At 72.4% G+C, this 18,538-nt stretch carries 14 protein-coding genes; 6 read left to right on the plus strand and 8 right to left on the minus strand.

The features are described from left to right. Window positions 1–18: 18 nt before the first annotated feature. Window positions 19–1,917 (minus strand): 1-deoxy-D-xylulose-5-phosphate synthase, encoded by a 1,899-nt coding sequence (gene dxs, locus IE250_RS01460; RefSeq protein ID WP_189667490.1) that lies wholly within the window; start codon window positions 1,915–1,917, stop codon window positions 19–21. Between the two features lie 173 nt (window positions 1,918–2,090). Here dxs and IE250_RS01465 point away from each other — a divergent pair, with 173 nt between their 5' ends. Continuing rightward, complete coding sequence (locus IE250_RS01465; protein ID WP_189667491.1) at window positions 2,091–3,542, plus strand: GuaB1 family IMP dehydrogenase-related protein; 1,452 nt, start codon at window positions 2,091–2,093, stop codon at window positions 3,540–3,542. 80 nt (window positions 3,543–3,622) lie between these two features. On the opposite strand, the gene IE250_RS01470 is transcribed toward IE250_RS01465, so the two are convergent. Both IE250_RS01470 and IE250_RS01475 read right to left on the minus strand, forming a co-directional pair. Then, entirely contained in the window at window positions 3,623–5,665 is a 2,043-nt protein-coding gene (locus IE250_RS01470; RefSeq protein ID WP_229872042.1) for a HelD family protein, read from the minus strand. 138 nt (window positions 5,666–5,803) lie between these two features. Further along, window positions 5,804–6,232, minus strand: a complete 429-nt coding sequence (locus tag IE250_RS01475; RefSeq protein ID WP_189667492.1) for a DUF1801 domain-containing protein — start codon at window positions 6,230–6,232, stop codon at window positions 5,804–5,806. A gap of 126 nt (window positions 6,233–6,358) precedes the next feature. On the opposite strand from IE250_RS01475, the gene IE250_RS01480 reads away from it, so the two are divergent. Further along, window positions 6,359–7,060 (plus strand): phosphotransferase, encoded by a 702-nt coding sequence (locus IE250_RS01480; RefSeq protein ID WP_189667493.1) that lies wholly within the window; start codon window positions 6,359–6,361, stop codon window positions 7,058–7,060. Window positions 7,061–7,072: 12 nt separating this feature from the next. Here IE250_RS01480 and IE250_RS01485 read toward each other — a convergent pair whose 3' ends face one another. From IE250_RS01485 to IE250_RS01505, 5 genes are read right to left on the minus strand one after another with little or no spacing between them, the layout of a single operon-like run. Further along, window positions 7,073–8,005, minus strand: a complete 933-nt coding sequence (locus IE250_RS01485; protein WP_189667494.1) for a threonine/serine dehydratase — start codon at window positions 8,003–8,005, stop codon at window positions 7,073–7,075. Next, window positions 8,002–8,748 carry a nucleotidyltransferase domain-containing protein gene (locus IE250_RS01490; RefSeq protein ID WP_189667495.1) on the minus strand — a complete coding sequence of 249 codons (747 nt, stop codon included), beginning with the start codon at window positions 8,746–8,748 and terminating at the stop codon, window positions 8,002–8,004. The genes IE250_RS01485 and IE250_RS01490 overlap by 4 nt, the downstream gene beginning before the upstream one ends. Beyond that, window positions 8,748–9,434 carry an NUDIX hydrolase gene (locus tag IE250_RS01495; protein ID WP_189667496.1) on the minus strand — a complete coding sequence of 229 codons (687 nt, stop codon included), beginning with the start codon at window positions 9,432–9,434 and terminating at the stop codon, window positions 8,748–8,750. Before IE250_RS01495 ends, IE250_RS01490 begins: the two co-directional genes overlap by 1 nt. Window positions 9,435–9,469: 35 nt before the next feature. Beyond that, a complete protein-coding gene (locus tag IE250_RS01500; protein ID WP_189667497.1) occupies window positions 9,470–10,252 on the minus strand; it encodes an alpha/beta fold hydrolase in 783 nt (260 codons plus the stop codon). 53 nt (window positions 10,253–10,305) lie between these two features. Continuing rightward, on the minus strand, window positions 10,306–10,938 hold the full coding sequence (locus tag IE250_RS01505) for a TetR/AcrR family transcriptional regulator (RefSeq protein WP_189667498.1): 633 nt from the start codon (window positions 10,936–10,938) through the stop codon (window positions 10,306–10,308). A 176-nt stretch (window positions 10,939–11,114) separates the two neighbouring features. Between IE250_RS01505 and IE250_RS01510 the strand changes: the two genes are divergently transcribed. From IE250_RS01510 to IE250_RS01525, 4 genes are all read left to right on the plus strand, one after another. Beyond that, window positions 11,115–11,732: a hypothetical protein gene (locus IE250_RS01510; RefSeq protein WP_189667499.1), complete on the plus strand. Its 618-nt coding sequence runs from the start codon at window positions 11,115–11,117 to the stop codon at window positions 11,730–11,732. 128 nt (window positions 11,733–11,860) lie between these two features. After that, window positions 11,861–13,147, plus strand: a complete 1,287-nt coding sequence (locus IE250_RS01515; RefSeq protein WP_189667500.1) for a glycosyltransferase — start codon at window positions 11,861–11,863, stop codon at window positions 13,145–13,147. A 266-nt stretch (window positions 13,148–13,413) separates the two neighbouring features. Next, window positions 13,414–14,511, plus strand: a complete 1,098-nt coding sequence (locus tag IE250_RS01520; RefSeq protein ID WP_189667501.1) for a multicopper oxidase domain-containing protein — start codon at window positions 13,414–13,416, stop codon at window positions 14,509–14,511. A 46-nt stretch (window positions 14,512–14,557) separates the two neighbouring features. Then, window positions 14,558–18,526: a ThuA domain-containing protein gene (locus tag IE250_RS01525; RefSeq protein ID WP_189667502.1), complete on the plus strand. Its 3,969-nt coding sequence runs from the start codon at window positions 14,558–14,560 to the stop codon at window positions 18,524–18,526. Window positions 18,527–18,538 lie beyond the last annotated feature (12 nt).

The following is an 18,538-nucleotide window of genomic DNA, read 5'->3' on the forward strand; positions in this document are numbered from 1 at the left end:
CCGCACACGGGACAGGCGTCAGAGCAGCGCGAGTGCCGCGAGCGCGTCCCGGGTGGCGTCCGCGGCGGTCATGCGCTGCGCCCTGACGATGTGGTCCCGGCTCGCGTGGTCGAGGAACTGGACCGGCAGGCCGATGTGCACCTGCGGCGTCCCGATGCCCTGCTCCCCCGCGCGCTGCGCGAGCATGTCGCCGACGCCGCCGTCGACCACGCCGTCCTCCACCGTGACCACCAGGTCGTGCTCGCCGCACAGCTTGACCAGGTTCTCCGGGACGGGCAGCACCCACGTCGGGGACGCGACCGTGGCCTCGACGCCGTGCGCCGCGAGCGCCTCGCCGGTCTCCATGGCGCAGCTGGCCATCGAGCCGACGCCGACGACGAGCACGCGCCGGGTCACCCCGCTGGTCGAGCCGGTCGAGACCCTGGCCTCGAACTTCCCCACGACGTCCACGCCGTCGAGCTCCTCGACCGCCGGGATGTCCTCGCCCACGGCGCCCTTGGGGTAGCGCACCACGGTGGGCGCGTCGTCGACGTCGACGGCGGCGCGCAGCGCGGCGCGCAGCGTCGTCTCGTCGCGCGGGGCGGCGAGGCGCAGACCGGGGACGATGCGCAGCATTGCCATGTCCCACATGCCGTTGTGGCTGGCGCCGTCGTCGCCGGTGATGCCGGCGCGGTCGAGCACGAAGGTGACGCCGGCCTTGTGCAGGGCGACGTCCATCAGGACCTGGTCGAACGCCCGGTTCAGGAACGTGGCGTAGACGGCGACGACGGGGTGCAGGCCGGCGAAGGCCATGCCGGCCGCTGACGTCGCGGCGTGCTGCTCGGCGATCCCGACGTCGAACGTGCGCTCCGGGAACTGCTCCTGGAAGGGCGCGAGCCCCACGGGGTGCAGCATGGCGGCGGTGATCGCCACGACGTCGGGCCGGCGGCGGCCGATCTTCACGATCTCGTCCGCGAAGACCTTGGTCCAGCCGAACCGGCTGGGCGCGACCGGCAGCCCGGTCTCGGGGTGGATGACGCCGACGGCGTGGAACCGGTCGGCGATGTCCTCCTCGGCGGGCTTGTAGCCACGGCCCTTCTCGGTGATCGCGTGCACGATCACGGGGCGGCCGTACGCCTTGGCACGGCCGAGCGCCCGCTCGAGCGCCTCGGTGTCGTGGCCGTCGACGGGGCCGATGTACTTGATGCCCAGGTCCTCGAACAGGCCCTGAGGCGCCACGACGTCCTTGAGGCCCTTCTTCAGGCCGTGCAGCCAGCGCCACGCGAAGCGTCCGGGCGGGCCGGAGCGGTGCAGGGCGCGCGTGCCCCAGCTGAGGAAGGCCTCGTAGCCGCGCGTGGTGCGCAGGGTGTCGAGGTGGTTCGCGAGCCCGCCGATGGTCGGTGAGTAGGACCGGCCGTTGTCGTTGACGACGACCACAAGCTTGCGGTCCCGGCTCTCCGCGATGTTGTTCAGGGCCTCCCAGGCCATGCCGCCGGTGAGGGCACCGTCGCCGATGACGGCGACCACGTGGTCGTCCTTGCCGCGCACCTGGTTGGCCTTGGCGATGCCGTCCGCCCAGGACAGGGCGGTCGAGGCGTGGGAGTTCTCCACGACGTCGTGCGGGGACTCGGCGCGGCTCGGGTAGCCGGACATGCCGCCGCGCTTGCGCAGGTCGGAGAAGTCGTGGCGGCCCGTGAGCAGCTTGTGCACGTAGGACTGGTGGCCGGTGTCGAACACGAGGGTGTCGCGCGGCGAGTCGAAGACGCGGTGCAGGGCGATGGTCAGCTCGACGACACCGAGGTTCGGGCCGAGGTGCCCGCCGGTGCGCGAGACATTGTCGACCAGGAACCTGCGGATCTCCTCGGCGAGCTCCGGCATCTGCCCGGGCGTCATCGCCCGGACGTCCTCGGGGATGCGGATATCACTCAGCAGACCCATGCGCGTCCTTTCGTCGTGCCCCCCAGCAGGGGAATCGGGGCCCCACTCTAAGGGGCGCCGACCTCTCCACTGTGCCACGTGAGCCCTGGCTCGCACGTCTGTCTCCCGAACCTCCACACCGATGTGGCCAGATTCATATGCACCAGGAGGAGAACTCTTTACCATGAGTTAACGTGCGATTCCTTCCCCAGCAGTCCCCGGCCACCGACCTCACCTACGGTGACGTCTTCCTCGTCCCGTCCCGCTCCGACGTCACGTCGCGGTTCGACGTCGACCTCGCGTCCGACGACGGCACCGGCACGACGATCCCCGTGGTCGTCGCGAACATGACCGCCGTGGCGGGTCGCCGCATGGCGGAGACCGTCGCCCGGCGCGGCGGCATAGCGATCATCCCGCAGGACGTCCCCGCCGACGTCGTCGCGGGCGTGGTCGCCGACGTGAAGGCCAAGGACCCAGTGATCGAGACGCCGGTTATCGTCGCGCCGCAGGACACCGTGCACAGCGTGCTGAACCTGCTCGGCAAGCGCTCGCACGGTGCCGCGGTCGTGGTCGAGGACGACCGGCCCGTCGGCGTCGTGACCGAGTCGGACTGCGCCGACGTCGACCGGTTCACGCGGGTCTCCGAGGTCATGTCCGCCGAGCCCCGCATCCTGGACGCCACCCTGCTGGACGGCCCGGACGGGCTGGAGGCCGCCTTCGACGTGCTGCACTCCGCCCGCCTCGACCTGGCGCCCGTGGTGCGCGACGGGCGGCTCGCCGGGGTCCTGACCCGCAAGGGCGCGCTGCGCTCCTCGATCTACAGCCCCGCGCTCGATCCGTCCGGCCGCCTCCGCATCGGGGCCGCCGTCGGCATCAACGGCGACGTCGCCGCGAAGGCCAAGGACCTGCTCGCGGCGGGCGTGGACGTGCTCGTGGTCGACACGGCGCACGGCCACCAGGCCAAGATGCTCGCGGCCCTGGACGCCGTCCGGTCCGTGGACCCGACGGTGCCCGTGGTGGCCGGCAACGTCGTCACGGCCGACGGTGTGCGCGACCTCGTCGCGGCGGGCGCCGACATCCTCAAGGTCGGCGTGGGCCCGGGCGCGATGTGCACCACGCGCATGCAGACCGGCGTCGGGCGGCCGCAGTTCTCCGCGGTCCTGGAGTGCGCGGCCGCCGCGCGCGAGCTCGGCAAGCACGTGTGGGCCGACGGCGGTGTGCGCCACCCCCGCGACGTCGCCCTGGCGCTGGCCGCGGGCGCGTCGCAGGTGATGGTCGGCTCCTGGTTCGCCGGCACGTACGAGTCGCCCGGCGACCTGAAGTCCGACGGCTCCGGCCGCCTCTACAAGGACTCGTTCGGCATGGCCTCCGCCCGGGCGGTCGCGGCGCGCACCGCCGGTGCCGGCACCGCGTTCGCCCGTGCGCGCAAGGCCCTCTACGAGGAGGGCATCTCCACCGGCAAGATGTACCTCGACCCGGCCCGGCCGGGCGTCGAGGACCTGCTCGACGAGATCACGTCCGGCCTGCGGTCCGCGTGCACGTACGCGGGCGCCCGGTCGCTGGCCGAGTTCTCCGAGCGCGCGGTGGTGGGCATCCAGTCGGCCGCGGGCTACCAGGAGGGCATGCCGCTGGAGACCAGCTGGTAACCCCCTTGGTTGTGGGCGCGATCGTTGCGCCTAAAACGGGCGCATAGTCGCAACGATCCCGCCCACAACCAACCTCGCGGTCACTCGACGATCACCAGCCGGCGCGTCGGGCGGGTCAGCGCGACGTAGAGGTCGCGCTCGCCGCCCGGGCGCGCGTGCCGAATGCCCTCGGGGTCGGCGACCACCACGGCGTCGAACTCCAGGCCGCGCACCTGGGAGACCGGCACCACGCGCGCCGCACCGTCCAGCGCCTCGGCCAGGCCGGGCGCGGCGTCGTCCGCCGCGACCACGGCCACGAGGTCGCCGTGCGCCGCCTCCGTGGCCACCTCCTCCACCACTGCCGCGGCCAGGTCGCCGCCCGCCGGACGACGCCGGGGCTCGTCCCCGTGCCGGACCGCGCGGCTCGGCGCCTGGTACGGGGCGATCTCCGCCAGGAGCGGCGCCGCCACCTCCAGGACCTCGGCAGTGGTGCGGTAGCAGACGGTCAGGGTGCGCACGTCGGCGCGCTTCGCCAGGTCGCTGCCCAGCGCGTCGGCCCAGGACGCGGCGCCCGTCGCGGGCCCGGCCTGGGCCAGGTCGCCGACCACCGTCATCGAGCGGCCCGGGCAGCGGCGCAGGACCGAGCGCCACTGCATCGGCGTCAGTTCCTGGGCCTCGTCCACGACCACGTGCCCGTAGATCTTCGCCGGCGGTCCGTTCACCAGGTGCTCGGCCTCGTCGAGCAGCGGCAGGTGGGCGGCGGTCCAGGCCTCGGCGTCCCCGAGGGCGCCGTCGAGCGCGAGCTCCGGGTGCGCCTCCAGCACGTCCAGCACCACGTCGTCCCGATCCAGGCGCGGCCACGCGGCCTCGACCGCCCGCTCCAGGGCGAGGTCGTCGGCCAGCTCCGCCCGCAGCGCACCCGGGTCCAGCTCGGCGACGGCGGCGGCGTGCCCGAAGGCGCCGCCCTCGTCGGGGGCGAAGCCCAGCCGCTCCAGGTCCTTCCCCGCGGCCCGGTCGAGGTTCACGCCGCCGGTCAGCACCTCCATGTCCTCGTCCAGCCTCGCGAGCAGCACGCGGGCACGGGCCTGGACCTCGTCGGCCACGAAGTCCACGACGAGATCCTTGAACAGCGCCCTGGCCTGGTTGTGCGGCAGGCCGGCACCCCCGGCGGTCTGCCGCGCCTCAGCGAGGGCGCGCTCGTCCAGCGTGGCCGGGTCGCCGTCGACCAGCACCGTCAGGGTGCCGGCGGGCGCCTGGTACTGCCGCACGATGTCGGCCATCTCGTCGGCGAGCCGGACGTCGCCGGCGGCGCGACGCAGGTCGTGGCCCACGGCTGGGGCCTCGGCCACGCCCAGGGCGTCGGCGACCAGGTGGTCGGCGGTGCTCATCGCCACGTCGTTCTCGCCGAGCGAGGGCAGCACCTCGGCGATGTAGTCGAGGAAGCGCGAGTTGGGGCCGAGCACGAGGACGCCGTCGGCCCGGGCCTCGTCGAAACCCGCCAGGACGTAGGCCGCGCGGTGCAGGGCGACCACCGTCTTGCCCGTCCCCGGGCCGCCCTCCACGACGGTGACGCCGCGGTGTGCCGAACGGATGACCGCGTCCTGCTCGGCCTGCAGCGTGGAGACGACGTCGCGCATGCGGCCGGTGCGCCGGGCGCTGATGGCTTCCAGGAGCGGCCCGTCGCCGACGACGTCGTCCTGCCCGGGCTCCGTGCCGTCCAGGAGCTCGTCGCTGACCTGCGAGACCCTGCGCCCGTCCAGACGGAGGTGCCGGCGCCGGTGCAGCCCCATCGGGTGGGCGGCGGTGGCGGCGTAGAACGGGCGGGCCGCGTCGGCGCGCCAGTCGACGAGCAGCTGGTCGTCACCGTCGCTCAGACCGGTGCGGCCGATGTGCAGCGAGCGGCCGTCGGCACCGTCGATGCGGCCGAAGCAGAGGTGGTGCTCCGCCGCGCCCAGGGTGCGCGCCCGGCGACTGAGCATGGCGACGCGCACCTCGCGGGTGTACGCCTCCCCCGGGTCGGTCGAGGACCTGCGTACCGCGTCGTCGAGGTCCGCGCGCACCCGCGCCACCTCGCCGTCGAGCCGCGCGTACATGGCGTTGACGTGCTCCTGCTCGACGGCCTGCTCGGTGTGGCGCTGCTGCACGGGTCTCCTCTTGGTCGGGGGCCTGGTGTCAACGCGGACGAATCCCAGAACGTTCCCAGGTATGCACCGCACTCGGGCGTGGCGAGGGGCCTGGCGAGGGGCTTGGCGACGGGCCTGGCAGCGGGCTCAGCCGGCGGGTCAGGACTCGCGGGCCCGCTGCCCGAACGTCCCGGCGGTGACCGTCGCCCAGGAGCGGCGCAAGATCTCCTCGAGCACCGCCAGGTCCACCGTTTCCAGGTCCTTCAGATACAGGCAGCCGACGCCGGTGGTGTGCGGGCCGAGCCGGGCGAGCAGGTCCTCGTGCGCGCCGATCCCGTCCGGGAGGTACACGGTGCTGGCGGCCTTTCGGGGCGAGAAGCTCGCGGCGGGGGCGTCCCCGGAGTGGCCGCTGGCGTACTCGTAGTGGTACTCGCCGAAGCCGATCACCGACGTGCCGAACATGCGCGGGGCCTCGCCCGTCACCCGCTCCATGAGGTCGCGGAGGGTGTGCGCGTCGCGCCGCCGGACGGCCGGCGTGACCGCGTCGAGGTAGGCGGCGGGGTCGTCGTCGGTCCAGGTAGTGACCATGGTCCCAGTATGGGCATGCGACTGCTCGGTTGGTCGGCCGACGGCGCGAGGCGGGCACCCAGTACCGTTGACGATCGCCCTCACCACGCCACACAGCAGAAGCCGCACACCAACAAGGAGGCCGCCGTGGTCGCTGCCGACCTCGACGTCACCGTCGACCTCGCCCGGTCGCTGCTGGAGGAGCAGCACCCCGACCTCGCCGACCGGCCGCTCCAGCTGGTCGCGAACGGCTGGGACAACGTGATGATCCGGCTGGGCGACGACCTCGCCCTGCGCCTCCCCCGGCGCGAGCTCGGGGCTCAGCTCATGCGCAACGAGCACCAGGTGCTCCCGCTGCTCGCCCCGCGGCTGCCGGTCGCCGTCCCTGACCCCGTCCGCACGGGCGTGCCCAGCCCGGCGCTCGGCTACCCGTGGCCGTGGGGCGTCGTGCGCTGGGCCGACGGCGTCGCGGCGGCCACCGTCCCAGCCACGGAGCGCACCCCCTGGGCCGAACACCTGGCGCGCTTCTTCGTGGCGCTGCACCAGCCCGCGACGGACGACGGCCGGCTCTCCGCGGTCATCGACTTCGGGGACGTGACCAGCGGCGACCCGGCGTCGGACCTCGGCACGATGTGGCTCACCTTCGACGCCGAGGGCCGGAAGAGGTTCCGCCGCGTTGTGGACGCCGAGGCGCGGGACGGGCGCGGCTGGGACACCGGGATGTGGCGCAGGGCCCAGGGCTGGGCCCTGCTGTACACGACCATCTGCTTCTCCTACCCGGACACGCACCCGATCATGGTCCGCGTCGGGGAGCACGCGGTCGAGCAGCTCTTCAGCGAGGGTGCCTGACCGTCCGTCGGGTCAGAGCTGGACGGCCGTCGTGTTCGCCCCGCACACCAGCACTGCTACCCGCTCCCCCGGCTCCGGCACATAGGTGCCGGACAGCAGCGCGGCGAGCGCCGTCGCGCCGCCGGGCTCGGCCACGACCCGCGCCGCCTCCCAGAGGGAGAGCTGGGCCGCCGCGATCGCGTCGTCGGTGACCAGGACGGACTCCGCCACGAACTGCTGAGCCAGCGGGAACATGAGCTGCCCCACCTGCTTGGGCGCGAGCGAGTCGGCCGCGATCCCCTCGGTCGGAGCGTCCACCGGCATGCCGGCCGCGAGCGCCCGGTGCAGGGTCGGCGCACCCTCCGGCTCCACGGCGACTACGCGCACGTCGCCGCGGTACCAGGCTGCGATGCCGCCGATGAGCCCGCCGCCGCCCACGGCGACGAGCAGCGTGTCGAGGTCCGGCAGGTCCTGCGCGATCTCCAGCCCGAGCGTGCCCTGCCCGATCAGGGTCTCGGGCTGGTCGTAGGCGTGCACGGTCATGGCGCCCGTTCCGGCGACGAACGCTTCGCTCGCGGCGAGCGCGTCGGCGTAGCGGTCGCCGCCAACGACGAGCTTCGCGCCGTACCCGCGGATGCGTTCGGCCTTGGCCGGGGAGGTCACGCTCGGCACGAAGATCGTCGCGGGGATGCCGAGCCGGGCCGCGGCATAGGCGACGGCCGCCCCGTGGTTGCCGCCCGAGGCCGCGACGACGCCGGCGTCGGGCACGTCGCGGGTCAGGAGGCTGGTGAACGCGCCGCGTGCCTTGAACGAGCCGGAGTGCTGGAGGCACTCGAGCTTGAGCGCCACCGGCCGCGCCGGGCGGCCGAAGTCCGCCAGGTCGACGTCCAGCACGGGCGTGTGCCGCACGTGCGGGCGGATCACGGCAGCGGCGTCGCGGATCGCGTCGCGGGTCACTTCGGTCATCGCGTCCTCCTGAGCTCTTCGAGCACTCCGGTCAGCCTGCCGGCGAGGGCCGCGTCGTGCCGTGCAGCCTCGTCGCCGATCGCGCGGACCGCGGCGTCGTGCGCCTTCCGCAGCTCCACCGGGCCGACGGCCGCCGCGCGCACCCGGGCGAGGGCGTCCAGCTCGGCGGCGGGCAGGTCGTCGACGCCGCGGCCCTGATGGGGGTTGAGCCCGTGCCGCAGGCAGGCGAGCGAGACGAGCTGCTCGCGGACGCCGTCGAGCATGCTCACGGCTTGCCAGTGGCGGCCGCGGGCGATCGCGGACCGGGCGTGGAGCGCGTGCAGCCACGCCATGCCGATCAGCCGCTCCGGGCCGGGCGGTGGGAGGTGCGCGGGCGGGTTGGTGTCTCCGAACAGCAGCCGGAACCCCGGACCGGTCTCGCCGAACCGCTCGTACGGCCAGAACGACACGTCCACCTGCAGCGACCCGGCCAGCAGGAACACCCGGTACAGCACGCCGCCGGCCACGACGTCCAGATGATGCACGGCGCCGTGCGTCGTGTACATCGTCTCGGTCCACCGCGCGGCGACGTCGGCGGGTTCGCCGTCGGCAGCGATCCGCAGCACCAGGTCGATGTCCGACCACTCGTCCTCGCGCCCGGTCGCGCCGGAGCCGACCAGCGCGGCGGCGGCCACGGCGTCGTCGGCCCGGGCCGCGGCCACCAGCATCTCGCGCAGCGCCTCGCGGGTGTCGCTGGTGAACATCACCTGATGGCCAGCTCTTTGGTGCGGTCCCAGTCCTCGGTCCAGCCGAGCTGGTCGAACATCGCGTCGAGGACCCCGGCGGTGAACCCCCACACGAGATGCGTCAGATCGCCGTCGTGCACGTGGAAGCCCGGGCCGCGCCAGGTCTGGTTGCCCCGGCGCACCACGACGGTGAAGCGGTTGGCGGGGTCCAGCAGGTCGGCCACCGGGGCGCGGAAGACGTGCGCGGACTCGGCGACGTCGACCACCCGCACGGGCGTGGGGCGGGCCCACCAGCCGAGCACGGGCGTGACCACGTGGTTGCTGACCGGCATGGGCAGCTCGCCGAACGTGCCCAGCACCTCCACGCCCGACGCGTCGAGGCCGGTCTCCTCCACTGCCTCGCGCAGTGCCGCGGTGACGGCGTCCTCCCCGTCGTCGGCGCGGCCGCCAGGGAAGGCGACCTGCCCTGCGTGGCTGCGCAGCGTCGCGGCGCGCGCGAGGAGCAGGACGTCGAGGTCGGCCGGCACCGCCAGGTCGTGGTCGTCGCGGTCCGCAGCGAGGTCGTCCAGCACGCCGAACAGGACGAGGACCGACGCGGGGCGCGCGCTGTCCGAGAAGTCACCGCGCGCGTGCCGCCACGGCCCCTCGAAGCCCCGCTCAGCGAGGGCCACCAGCTGCTTGCGTGCGGATGCGGAAGTGCTCACCGACCGACCCTAACCCGGGTCGCTGACACTCCGGCTCACCAGAGAAACGACCGGATGGCGGTCGCCACCGCCGACGGCCGGTCGCGGTGCACGGCGTGCCCGGCGCCCACCACTACGCGCACCCGGACGCTCGGGTTACGGATCATGAGCTCGACCCCGGTCTTGGCGCGGAACAGCGCGCCGTAGGCGGGGTCGGCGCCCAGCACGAGCGTCGGGACCACCAGTCGCGTGATCACGTCCGTGTGCCGCCAGGGCGCGTTGTCGCGCAGGGTGTGTGCGACCGCCGTGGCGTCGGCCGCCCTCGCGGCGGCGGCGACCGCCGCGGCGTCCCGGCGGTCCCAGCCGGCGTGCGCGCCCTGCACCACCCTGGTCGACGGCGGACGGATCGCGTCCTCGATCTCGGCGTCCGCGCCGGTGTCGAACCGGTCTTCCGCTATGTCGAGGGCGGGGTCGAGCAGCACCAGGCGCCGCGTGAACCCGTGGTCGGCGTCGGCGGCCAGCGCGCCGAGGAGGCCGCCGAGGCTGTGCCCGACCACGAGGTCCCAGCCGGTGCCCAGCGCGCGGATGTCGGCGACGTGGTCGGCCAGCAGGTAGGAGTCGGCGCGCGGGCTCGAGCCGTGTCCGCGGAGGTCAGGAGCCACGACCTCGTAGCCGTCGTCGGCGAGCGTCTCCCCGAGCCGCCACCAGGTGGCCCCGGCGGACACGATGCCGTGCAGCAACAGCGCCCGGCCCGGCCCGGTGCCCCAGCGGGTCGTGGCGAGCGCGACGGCAGCGGGTGGTTCGGACCTGCCGTCGGGAACTTCGTGCGACGTCGCCATGAACTGAGGGTAACTAGAACGTGTATACCGGCTTGAAACAATTGAACTTCTCGCTAGACCAGGCCGGCCGGATCCGCTCCCCGCGCCACCAGCAGCGCCCGGACCGCCTCCCGGGCGCGCCCGTACACGCCGTCGTCGCCGAGCAGGAGGGACCTGTCGTTCGCGGCGTTCAAGAGCGCGTTGATCTCGAACTCCACCTGGTCAGGGTCGGTACCCGGGGCCAGCTCGCCGGCGTCGACCGCCGTCCGCACCTGGTGGGCGACGTACGACTCCCAGGACCGCTGCGCCGCGACGACGGCGTCCCGCACGGCGCCCTCCCGCATGTCGAACTCCACCTCGACGCTGCGGAAGAAGCACCCGCCCTGGAACACCCGCCCGCGCGAGTACTCGATCCAGGCCAGCACCAGCGCCCACACCCGCGGGAGGCCGCGTTCCGCGGACCGCGCCGGGACGATCACGTGCTCCGTGTAGATCTCCGCGGCTCGCTCCACCGCGGCGAGCTGCAGCTTCTCCTTGGACCCGAACAGCCCGGCGATCGCGCTCTTGTTCACGGGCGCCGTCGCCGCCAGCGCGCCGAACGACAGCGCGTCCAGCCCGCGCACCGACGCCTCCTGCACTGCGTGGTCCAGCACGGTGCGACGGGTGCGGTCGCCGCGGACGCGCCGGCCGTCGATGTTCATGGCCATGGTGGAAAGTGTACGACCGTTCGGATAGATCTGTACGGCCGTGCTGATCTGCTTGCCGAACCAGGGCCGAGTCCCGGCACGACATCACCAAACGAATACCGAGAATCTTCCCTGACCTGCGGAAACGCCGTACGCTCCTGTCCGGTTTATACCGATTCTGCGCGGAGGGGAACACGATGGAGCACACGAGCGACGGTGCCCTGGCGGCGGCGGCAGTCAGCGTCCTGGCGGGCCTGTGGTTCGCCTGGACGATCCGGCACTCAGGCCCTTGGACGCGGCTCCTCCCCGTCGCCGGCGTCGCGCTGGCCGGGGTCGTCGTGGCGATCGGCGTGCTGGCCACCGTTCGCGCCTGGCCCGACGGCTCCGTGGTGACCGGCCGCGTCGTCAGCATCTACGTCGCGGCGCTGATCGCTCATGGCGCCCTGACACGGCTGTGCACCGGGCTCGTCGCGAGCAAGTACCGCCGGGCCGTCGCCGCGGCCAAGGACGAGGACAAGGCGGGCGTCACCGCCGGCAAGCCCCGGCTCCACCTGATCCCGACGGTGGTCGCGATCTCCACCGCCATCCAGGTGGGCGTCATCGCCAACACGCTCGACGTGCCGGAGCTGTACCTCGGAGCGGCCGCCGCCTTCGCGGCCGCGGTGCTGGCGTGGCCGCTCGGCTGGGCGCTCCGCACGGCCACCCACCCGCGGGGCCACCGTCCGACGGCGGCGCTCGCCCACCCGCTGACCGGCCTGCTCACCGGGGCGGTCCTGGTGGCGTCGGCGGTCTGGCTGCTCGTCGCTCTCGCCTAGGGCACGTCTCACCCGCCCGGGTCAGGGTGGGCGGAGGAATGCCGCGCCGCGACACGACGGCAGGAATAGCATCATTGACACGACGTTCGGCCGAGCCTGCCCGGGCGGATCGGACGAAGGGGACCGTGATGCGCTCCATGCTTCTTGCCGCACACGTCGCGGACGGGCACGTCGCGCCCATGCTCGGCGTCGCCGCACACCTCACCGCCGTCGGGAACCGGGTGCGTTTCCTCGCCGGCGACCGGTTCGCCGACGCGGTCCGCGGCACGGGTGCGGAATTCATCCGATGGCCGGACGGCGCCCAGATCGACCACCGCGCTGCGATGGCCGAGTCCCGCCGGGGCGGAGACCGGCGCGAGGGGACGAAGGGGATGGTTCGCAACATCGAGGAGTTCTTCATCGCGCCCGCCCTGGACCAGTACCGGGCGCTGCGTGCGGCGATCGATGCAGAGCCGACCGACGCGGTGCTGACCGAGTTCACGGTCGTCGGCGCCGCAGCTCTGGCACAGTCGCGCGAGCCGCGGCCCCCGCTCGTGGTGTGCGGCGTCCTTCCGCTGGGGCTGTCCAGCGTCGACACAGCCCCATGGGGACTGGGCATCCTGCCCCGCGACGACCTGATCGGTCGCACCCGCAATCGCTTCCTGAACCTGATGGCGAGGCATGTCATCCTCCGCAAGCCACAGCACCAGGTCGCGGAGTTCGTGCACGAGGTGACCGGTGCGGACCTCGGCGTCTACTTCTTGGACTGGGCGGTACACGCCGACCACTTCGTGCAGTTCACCGTGCCCGGGTTCGAGTACCCGCGCCGCGACCTCCCCCCGACCGTCAGCTTTGTCGGCCCCGTCTCCCGCACCTCGAGGCCCGTTGCGCTGCCCGCCTGGTGGTCGGACCTCGACGGCAGCCGCCCCGTCGTGCACGTGTCGCAGGGCACGGTCGCGAACGAGGACCCGGGCGAGCTGATCGTCCCCACGCTTCGCGCGCTGGCCGACCGCGACGTGCTCGTGGTCGTGACCACGGGAGGTGCGCCCCTTGCCGCGCTCGGCACCCTGCCACCCAACGCGCGGGCGGCGGAGTTCATCGGCTACGACGACCTGATGCCGAAGGTCGACGTCTTCGTCACGAACGGCGGCTACGGCGGGCTCCACTACGCCCTCGCGCACGGCGTGCCGATGGTCGTCGCCGGTGACACCGAGGACAAGGCCGAGACGACGCGGCGTGTCGAGTGGTCGCGCACCGGGGTGAACCTGGGAACGGCACGACCCGACGAGGCGACCATCGCACGGGCGGTGGACGAGGTGCTTGTTGTCCCGTCCTACCGGGAGCACGCACGTGCCCTTCAGGCGGAGATCGCCGGCGCGCCGGGTGTCGCGGGCGTGGCGCAGATCACGCTCGACCTCGTCGCCGCGCGGGGCTGATCTTTCCCAGGTGCTGCACGCGAAGTCTGCCGTTCCCTGTCGAACTTTTGCTTGACACCCGTCATAAGTCCTCCTATGTTCGCAATATCACCCGTCGGGTGACCCACCCATGGAGGGAACGACGATGAGGTCAACCTTCGTGTCCGTGACACCGCTGTCACTCGCGGCGACGCCGACGGCTTCGCGCGCCTGAGCCCGGTCCCCACCCGATTCCTGTCTCGTCGGAACGGCCGGAACGGCTGCCCGACGGCGTCGAACGGAGACTCATGCCCCAGTACAGCTCTGACACCCGATCCCAGCAGAGCGGCGTGTCCCGTCGCTCGATCCTGACCGGCACGCTCGCCGGGCTCATGGTGCCGACGGCGGCCCTCACGCTCGGCGCGGACGGTGCGGCCGCCGTCGGCCCCGGGCCCATCAGACCGCTCGGTACCACCCGGCACATCACCGTCTACGCGGAGCCCCTGCCCGGCGGCCTCCACGGCTACGGGCTCGCCCCAGGCAAGGCCACCATCCCCGGCCCCCTTCTGGAGATGTGGGAGGGCGACACCCTCCAGGTCGAGCTGGTGAACAACACCGACAAGCGCCTGTCGATCCACCCGCACGGGGTCGACTACACGACCGAGTCGGACGGCAGCCCGTTCAACGACTCGTTCAACGAGCCCGGCGAGACCCGCACCTACACCTGGCGCAGCCACGCGCAGACCCAGCTCGACGACGGCCACTGGGTACCCGGCACCGCGGGCTACTGGCACTACCACGACCACGCGATGGACGGGGAGCACGGCACGGCGGGCCTGCGCGCGGGCCTGTACGGCGGGCTCGTCGTGCGGCGCAAGGGAGACATCCTGCCCGACCGCACGTACACCGTCGTGTTCAACGACATGACCATCAACAACAAGTCGGCCCCCGACACCCCGATGTTCGAGGCGAACCTCGGGGAGACCGTCGAGTTCGTCGCGATCGGGCACGGGGACCAGCTCCACACGTTCCATCTGCACGCCCACCGCTGGGCGAACAACCGGACCGGCTACCTGACCGGCCCCGACGACCCCAGCCAGGTGATCGACACCCGCGACCTCAACCCGGGCGACTCGTTCGGGTTCCAGGTGAAGGCCGGGCAGGCGGTCGGCGCAGGCGCCTGGATGTACCACTGCCACGTCCAGTTCCACTCCGACGGCGGCATGGCCGGGATCTTCCTGGTACGTAACGCCGACGGCACCATGCCCGCCGGCGCGCAGGAGGCCATCGACCGGTTCCACGAGCACGGCGGCCATACGGCGGGCAGCACCGCCGGGACCGATGCCGAGACCCGCACCCAGACCGACGCCGCCACGCACGCAGAAGAGGGCCACACCGGCCACTGACCGGGACATCCCGGACGACTTTTCGATCACGCGCAAAGGAGCAGTGATGGAACGGACAGGAAGACGCATCCTCGCCGCAGTGGCAGGCGCCGCCCTCGTCGTCGGGCTGGCTACGGTCCCGGCGCAGGCCCGGCGGAGCACCACGGCCGACGCCGCCCCGGCAGCCGTCGCACCCGCCGCACTCGCCACCACCCCGGACGCGGCAGACGTCACCGTGCTCGTGTTCCACGGGGCGCCGGACAAGCAGCTCGACCCGGTGGCGGTCGCCACCAGGACCATCCGGGAGCTCGGCGCGGAGCACGGGTTCACCGTGCACACGGCGAGCGACCCGAAGGTCTTCACCGCGAAGAATCTCGCGGAGTACCGCGGCGTGGTCTTCCTGTCCGCCGAGGGTACGCAGCTCACCACCGCGCAGGAGGATGCCCTCAAGGCCTACGTACAGGGCGGCGGCGGGTTCCTCGGCATCCGCGACGCGGCGCGGGCGCAGGACCGTTCGCAGTGGTTCACGGGCCTGATCGGCACCCGGCCGGCCGGCAACCTGCCGGACCCGCTGGCCGTCGCGAGCGTCACCGCGAGCGCGGAGAACCCGCCGAACGAGGACGCCCCGAACCTGATCGACGGCGATGCGAACACCAAGTGGCTCGCCTTCGAGCCGACGGCGGTGATCGACCTCGAGATGGCCGAGCCGGTCGTCGCCTCCCGGTACGCGCTCACGTCGGCCAACGACTTCGCCGGTCGTGACCCGAAGAGCTGGACCCTGCAGGGCTCCACGGACGGTACGACGTGGACCGACCTGGACACGCAGACCGACCAGGACTTCCCTGAGCGGTTCACCCCCAACGACTACCGGTTCGAGAACACGGTCGCCTACCAGCACTACCGGCTCGACATCACGGCGAACGCGGGTGACGACCTCACCCAGCTCGCGGAGATCCAGCTCTTCGACAGCTCCGGCGAGGCGGAGCCGGACCCCGAGGTCCCGGTGCAGGAGGCGACGGTCAACGTCGTCGACCGCGCGCACCCGGCGGGCGGCGGGCTCCCACTGAGCTGGACCCGCTCGGACCGGTGGCTGAACTGGTCGCCGAACCCGGTCGGCGACGTGCACACCGTGGCGCAGGTCGAGGAGTGGGACTACGAGCCGGGCGAGGGCGCGAACGGCCCGTTCCACCCCGTCTCGTGGTGCCGCGACTACGACGGCGGCCGGTCGTTCTACACCGGCATGGGCGGCACCGCCGCGAGCTACGCGGAGGCGGAGTTCCGTGACCACCTGCTCGGCGGCCTGCTCTGGTCGACCGGCATGGTGCGCGGCGACTGCCAGGCGACCATCGCGGCGAACTACGAGTCCGAGCGCCTGACGGTGAAGAACGCCGCGGGCGCGCTCGACCAGATCGGCGAGCCGCACGGACTCACGGTGGCGCCGGACGGCGGCGTCTTCTACATCGGCAAGGCCGCCTGCCCCTCCGGACCGGTCGTGGCGTGGGAGGACGCGAACGTGGGGCTGGGCTGCGGCACCGTCCACCGCTGGGACCCGGAGTCCGGGACCACGAAGCTCCTGACCACCCTCGACGTCATGGGCAACCGCGGCAGCGGCAGCGAGCTGGTCAAGAACGAGGAGGGCCTGCTCGGCATCACCCTCGACCCGCAGTTCGACGAGAACCGGTGGGTCTACCTCTACTGGATGCCGCACGAGTCGATCGACCGCGAGCGCCGCGTCGGCCAGCGGACGGTGTCGCGCTTCACGTACGACGCCGAGGCGAACACGATCGACCAGTCCACCCGCAAGGACCTGCTGCAGTGGGAGACGCAGATCCACAGCTGCTGCCACGCGGGCGGCGGCATGGACTTCGACAACGAGGGCAACCTCTACATCGGGTCGGGCGACAGCAACTCGTCGGGCGGGTCGAGCGGCTACTCCGGCAACAACTGGACCCAGGAGTACGCGGGCATCTCGTTCCAGGACGCGCGGCGCACCGCCGGCAGCACGAACGACCTGAACGGCAAGATCCTGCGGATCCACCCGGAGCCGGACGGCACGTACACGATCCCGGAGGGGAACTTGTTCCCGGAGGCGGACGACCCGGGCGACAAGACGCTCCCGGAGATCTACGTCATGGGCGTGCGCAACATCTCGCGGCTGGCCTACGACACGAAGAACGACTGGCTGACCGCGGCGTGGGTCGGACCGGACGCGGGCCTGCCGGACCCGGAGCTCGGGCCGGCGAAGTACGAGACCGCCACGATCATCACCTCGGCGGGCAACCACGGCTGGCCCTACTGCATGGGCAACGGGCAGCCCTACCGGGACCGCAGCAACGAGGACGCGACGGTCCTGACGGGCTGGTACGACTGCGACAACCCGAAGAACACGTCGCCGCGCAACACCGGCCTGGTCGACCTCCCGCCGGTGCGCGACAACATGATCTGGTACTCGCCGAGCGGCGGCGGGCCGGTGTTCCCCGCCCGGGAGAACGGCGTCCCGTCCTACGTGGACTCCGAGGCGACCTACACCCAGCCGTACCTGCGGGGCGGCGGGCAGGCCGTGATGAACGGTCCGACCTACCACCGGTCCGAGGTCGACACGGGCAGCGGCGTCGCCTGGCCCGCGTACTGGGACAACAAGTGGTTCATCGGTGACCAGTCGAACGCGAACAACCGGGTAGCCGTCACGGTGAACCCGGACACCGTCGAGGAGGCCGGTCCCCCGGTCTTCGCCGAGGACCTGCGCCAGATCGTCCACGGCGGCAACGGCGACAACGACGTCGAGCAGTGGATGGACGCCAAGTTCGGTCCCGACGGCGCCCTGTACCTGCTCGACTACGGCGGCGGCTTCTTCTCCCTGACCGATCGCCAGAAGCTGGTCCGGATCAGCTACACGGGCGGTCCGGCCACGCCGGCACCGGCCGGTTCCGGGGCGAGCGTGCAGAGCGACCCGCTCACCGTCGCCTTCACCGGCGACCGCTCGGGCGGCGTCTCCTACGCCTGGGACTTCGGGGACGGGACCACGTCGACGGAGGCGAACCCGCGGCACACCTACCCGCGCGTCGGCAGCTACGACGCGAAGCTCACGGTGACCTATGCGGACGGCGAGTCGAGAGAAGTGGACGTACCGGTCAGGACCACGTGCACAGTCCCGGACGACCGGGACACCGTCTGGATCGGCGACGAGAACAGCGGTGTCACCAACGACGACCTGGGCGGCTGCACGATCAACGACCTGATCCGCGACGAGGCCGAGTGGGACACCAGCGGGCAGTTCGTGAACCACGTGACCGCGGTGGCCGACCAGCTCCTGGCCGACAGGGTCATCACCAGGAAGGAGAAGACGGCGCTGGTCTCGACCGCCACGAAGTCCGGCATCGGGACGGAGGGCAGCACCGGGTACCGGTGGCTGTTCGACGGCACCTCCGAGTCCCTCGGGGGCTGGCGGCAGGCGCCGGGCGGCAGCTTCGACCTGCGGCCGGACGGCTCCCTGCGGTCGCAGGGCGGTCTGGGCATGCTCTGGTACGCGGCGGAGGAGTTCGAGGACTTCTCGCTGAAGCTGGAGTTCCAGGACGTGTCGGCCGGCGCGACCCGTGCCAACAGCGGCATCTTCACGCGGTTCCCCGACCCGCGGGTCCCCCGTGACGAACTTCCGGAGTGCGGGCAGCTGACCGACGCCGAGGCCTGGGTCGCCATCTACTGCGGCCAGGAGATCCAGATCTACGACGGGGAGGCGGGCGAGCCCCAGAAGACGGGCTCGGTCTACAACTTCGACCCGGTCACGCTCGACGGCGCCGGGGCGACCCCCAAGGGCGTCTGGAACGAGTACGAGGTCCGGGTGGTCGGCCAGCAGTACACGATCATCCGAAACGGCGCGGTGATCAACGAGTTCGACAACTCTCCGGGCAAGGAGTCCTCCCGCCCCGGTGACCCGCCGACGGACCTGCGGCAGTTCCTCAGTGGGTTCGTGGGGCTGCAGAACCACGGCAGCTCGGACCTCATCGAGTTCCGCAACATCCGGGTGCGAGACCTGTGACCACGTCCGCGA

The organism is Promicromonospora soli, from assembly GCF_014653785.1.
GTDB lineage: Bacteria > Actinomycetota > Actinomycetes > Actinomycetales > Cellulomonadaceae > Promicromonospora > Promicromonospora soli.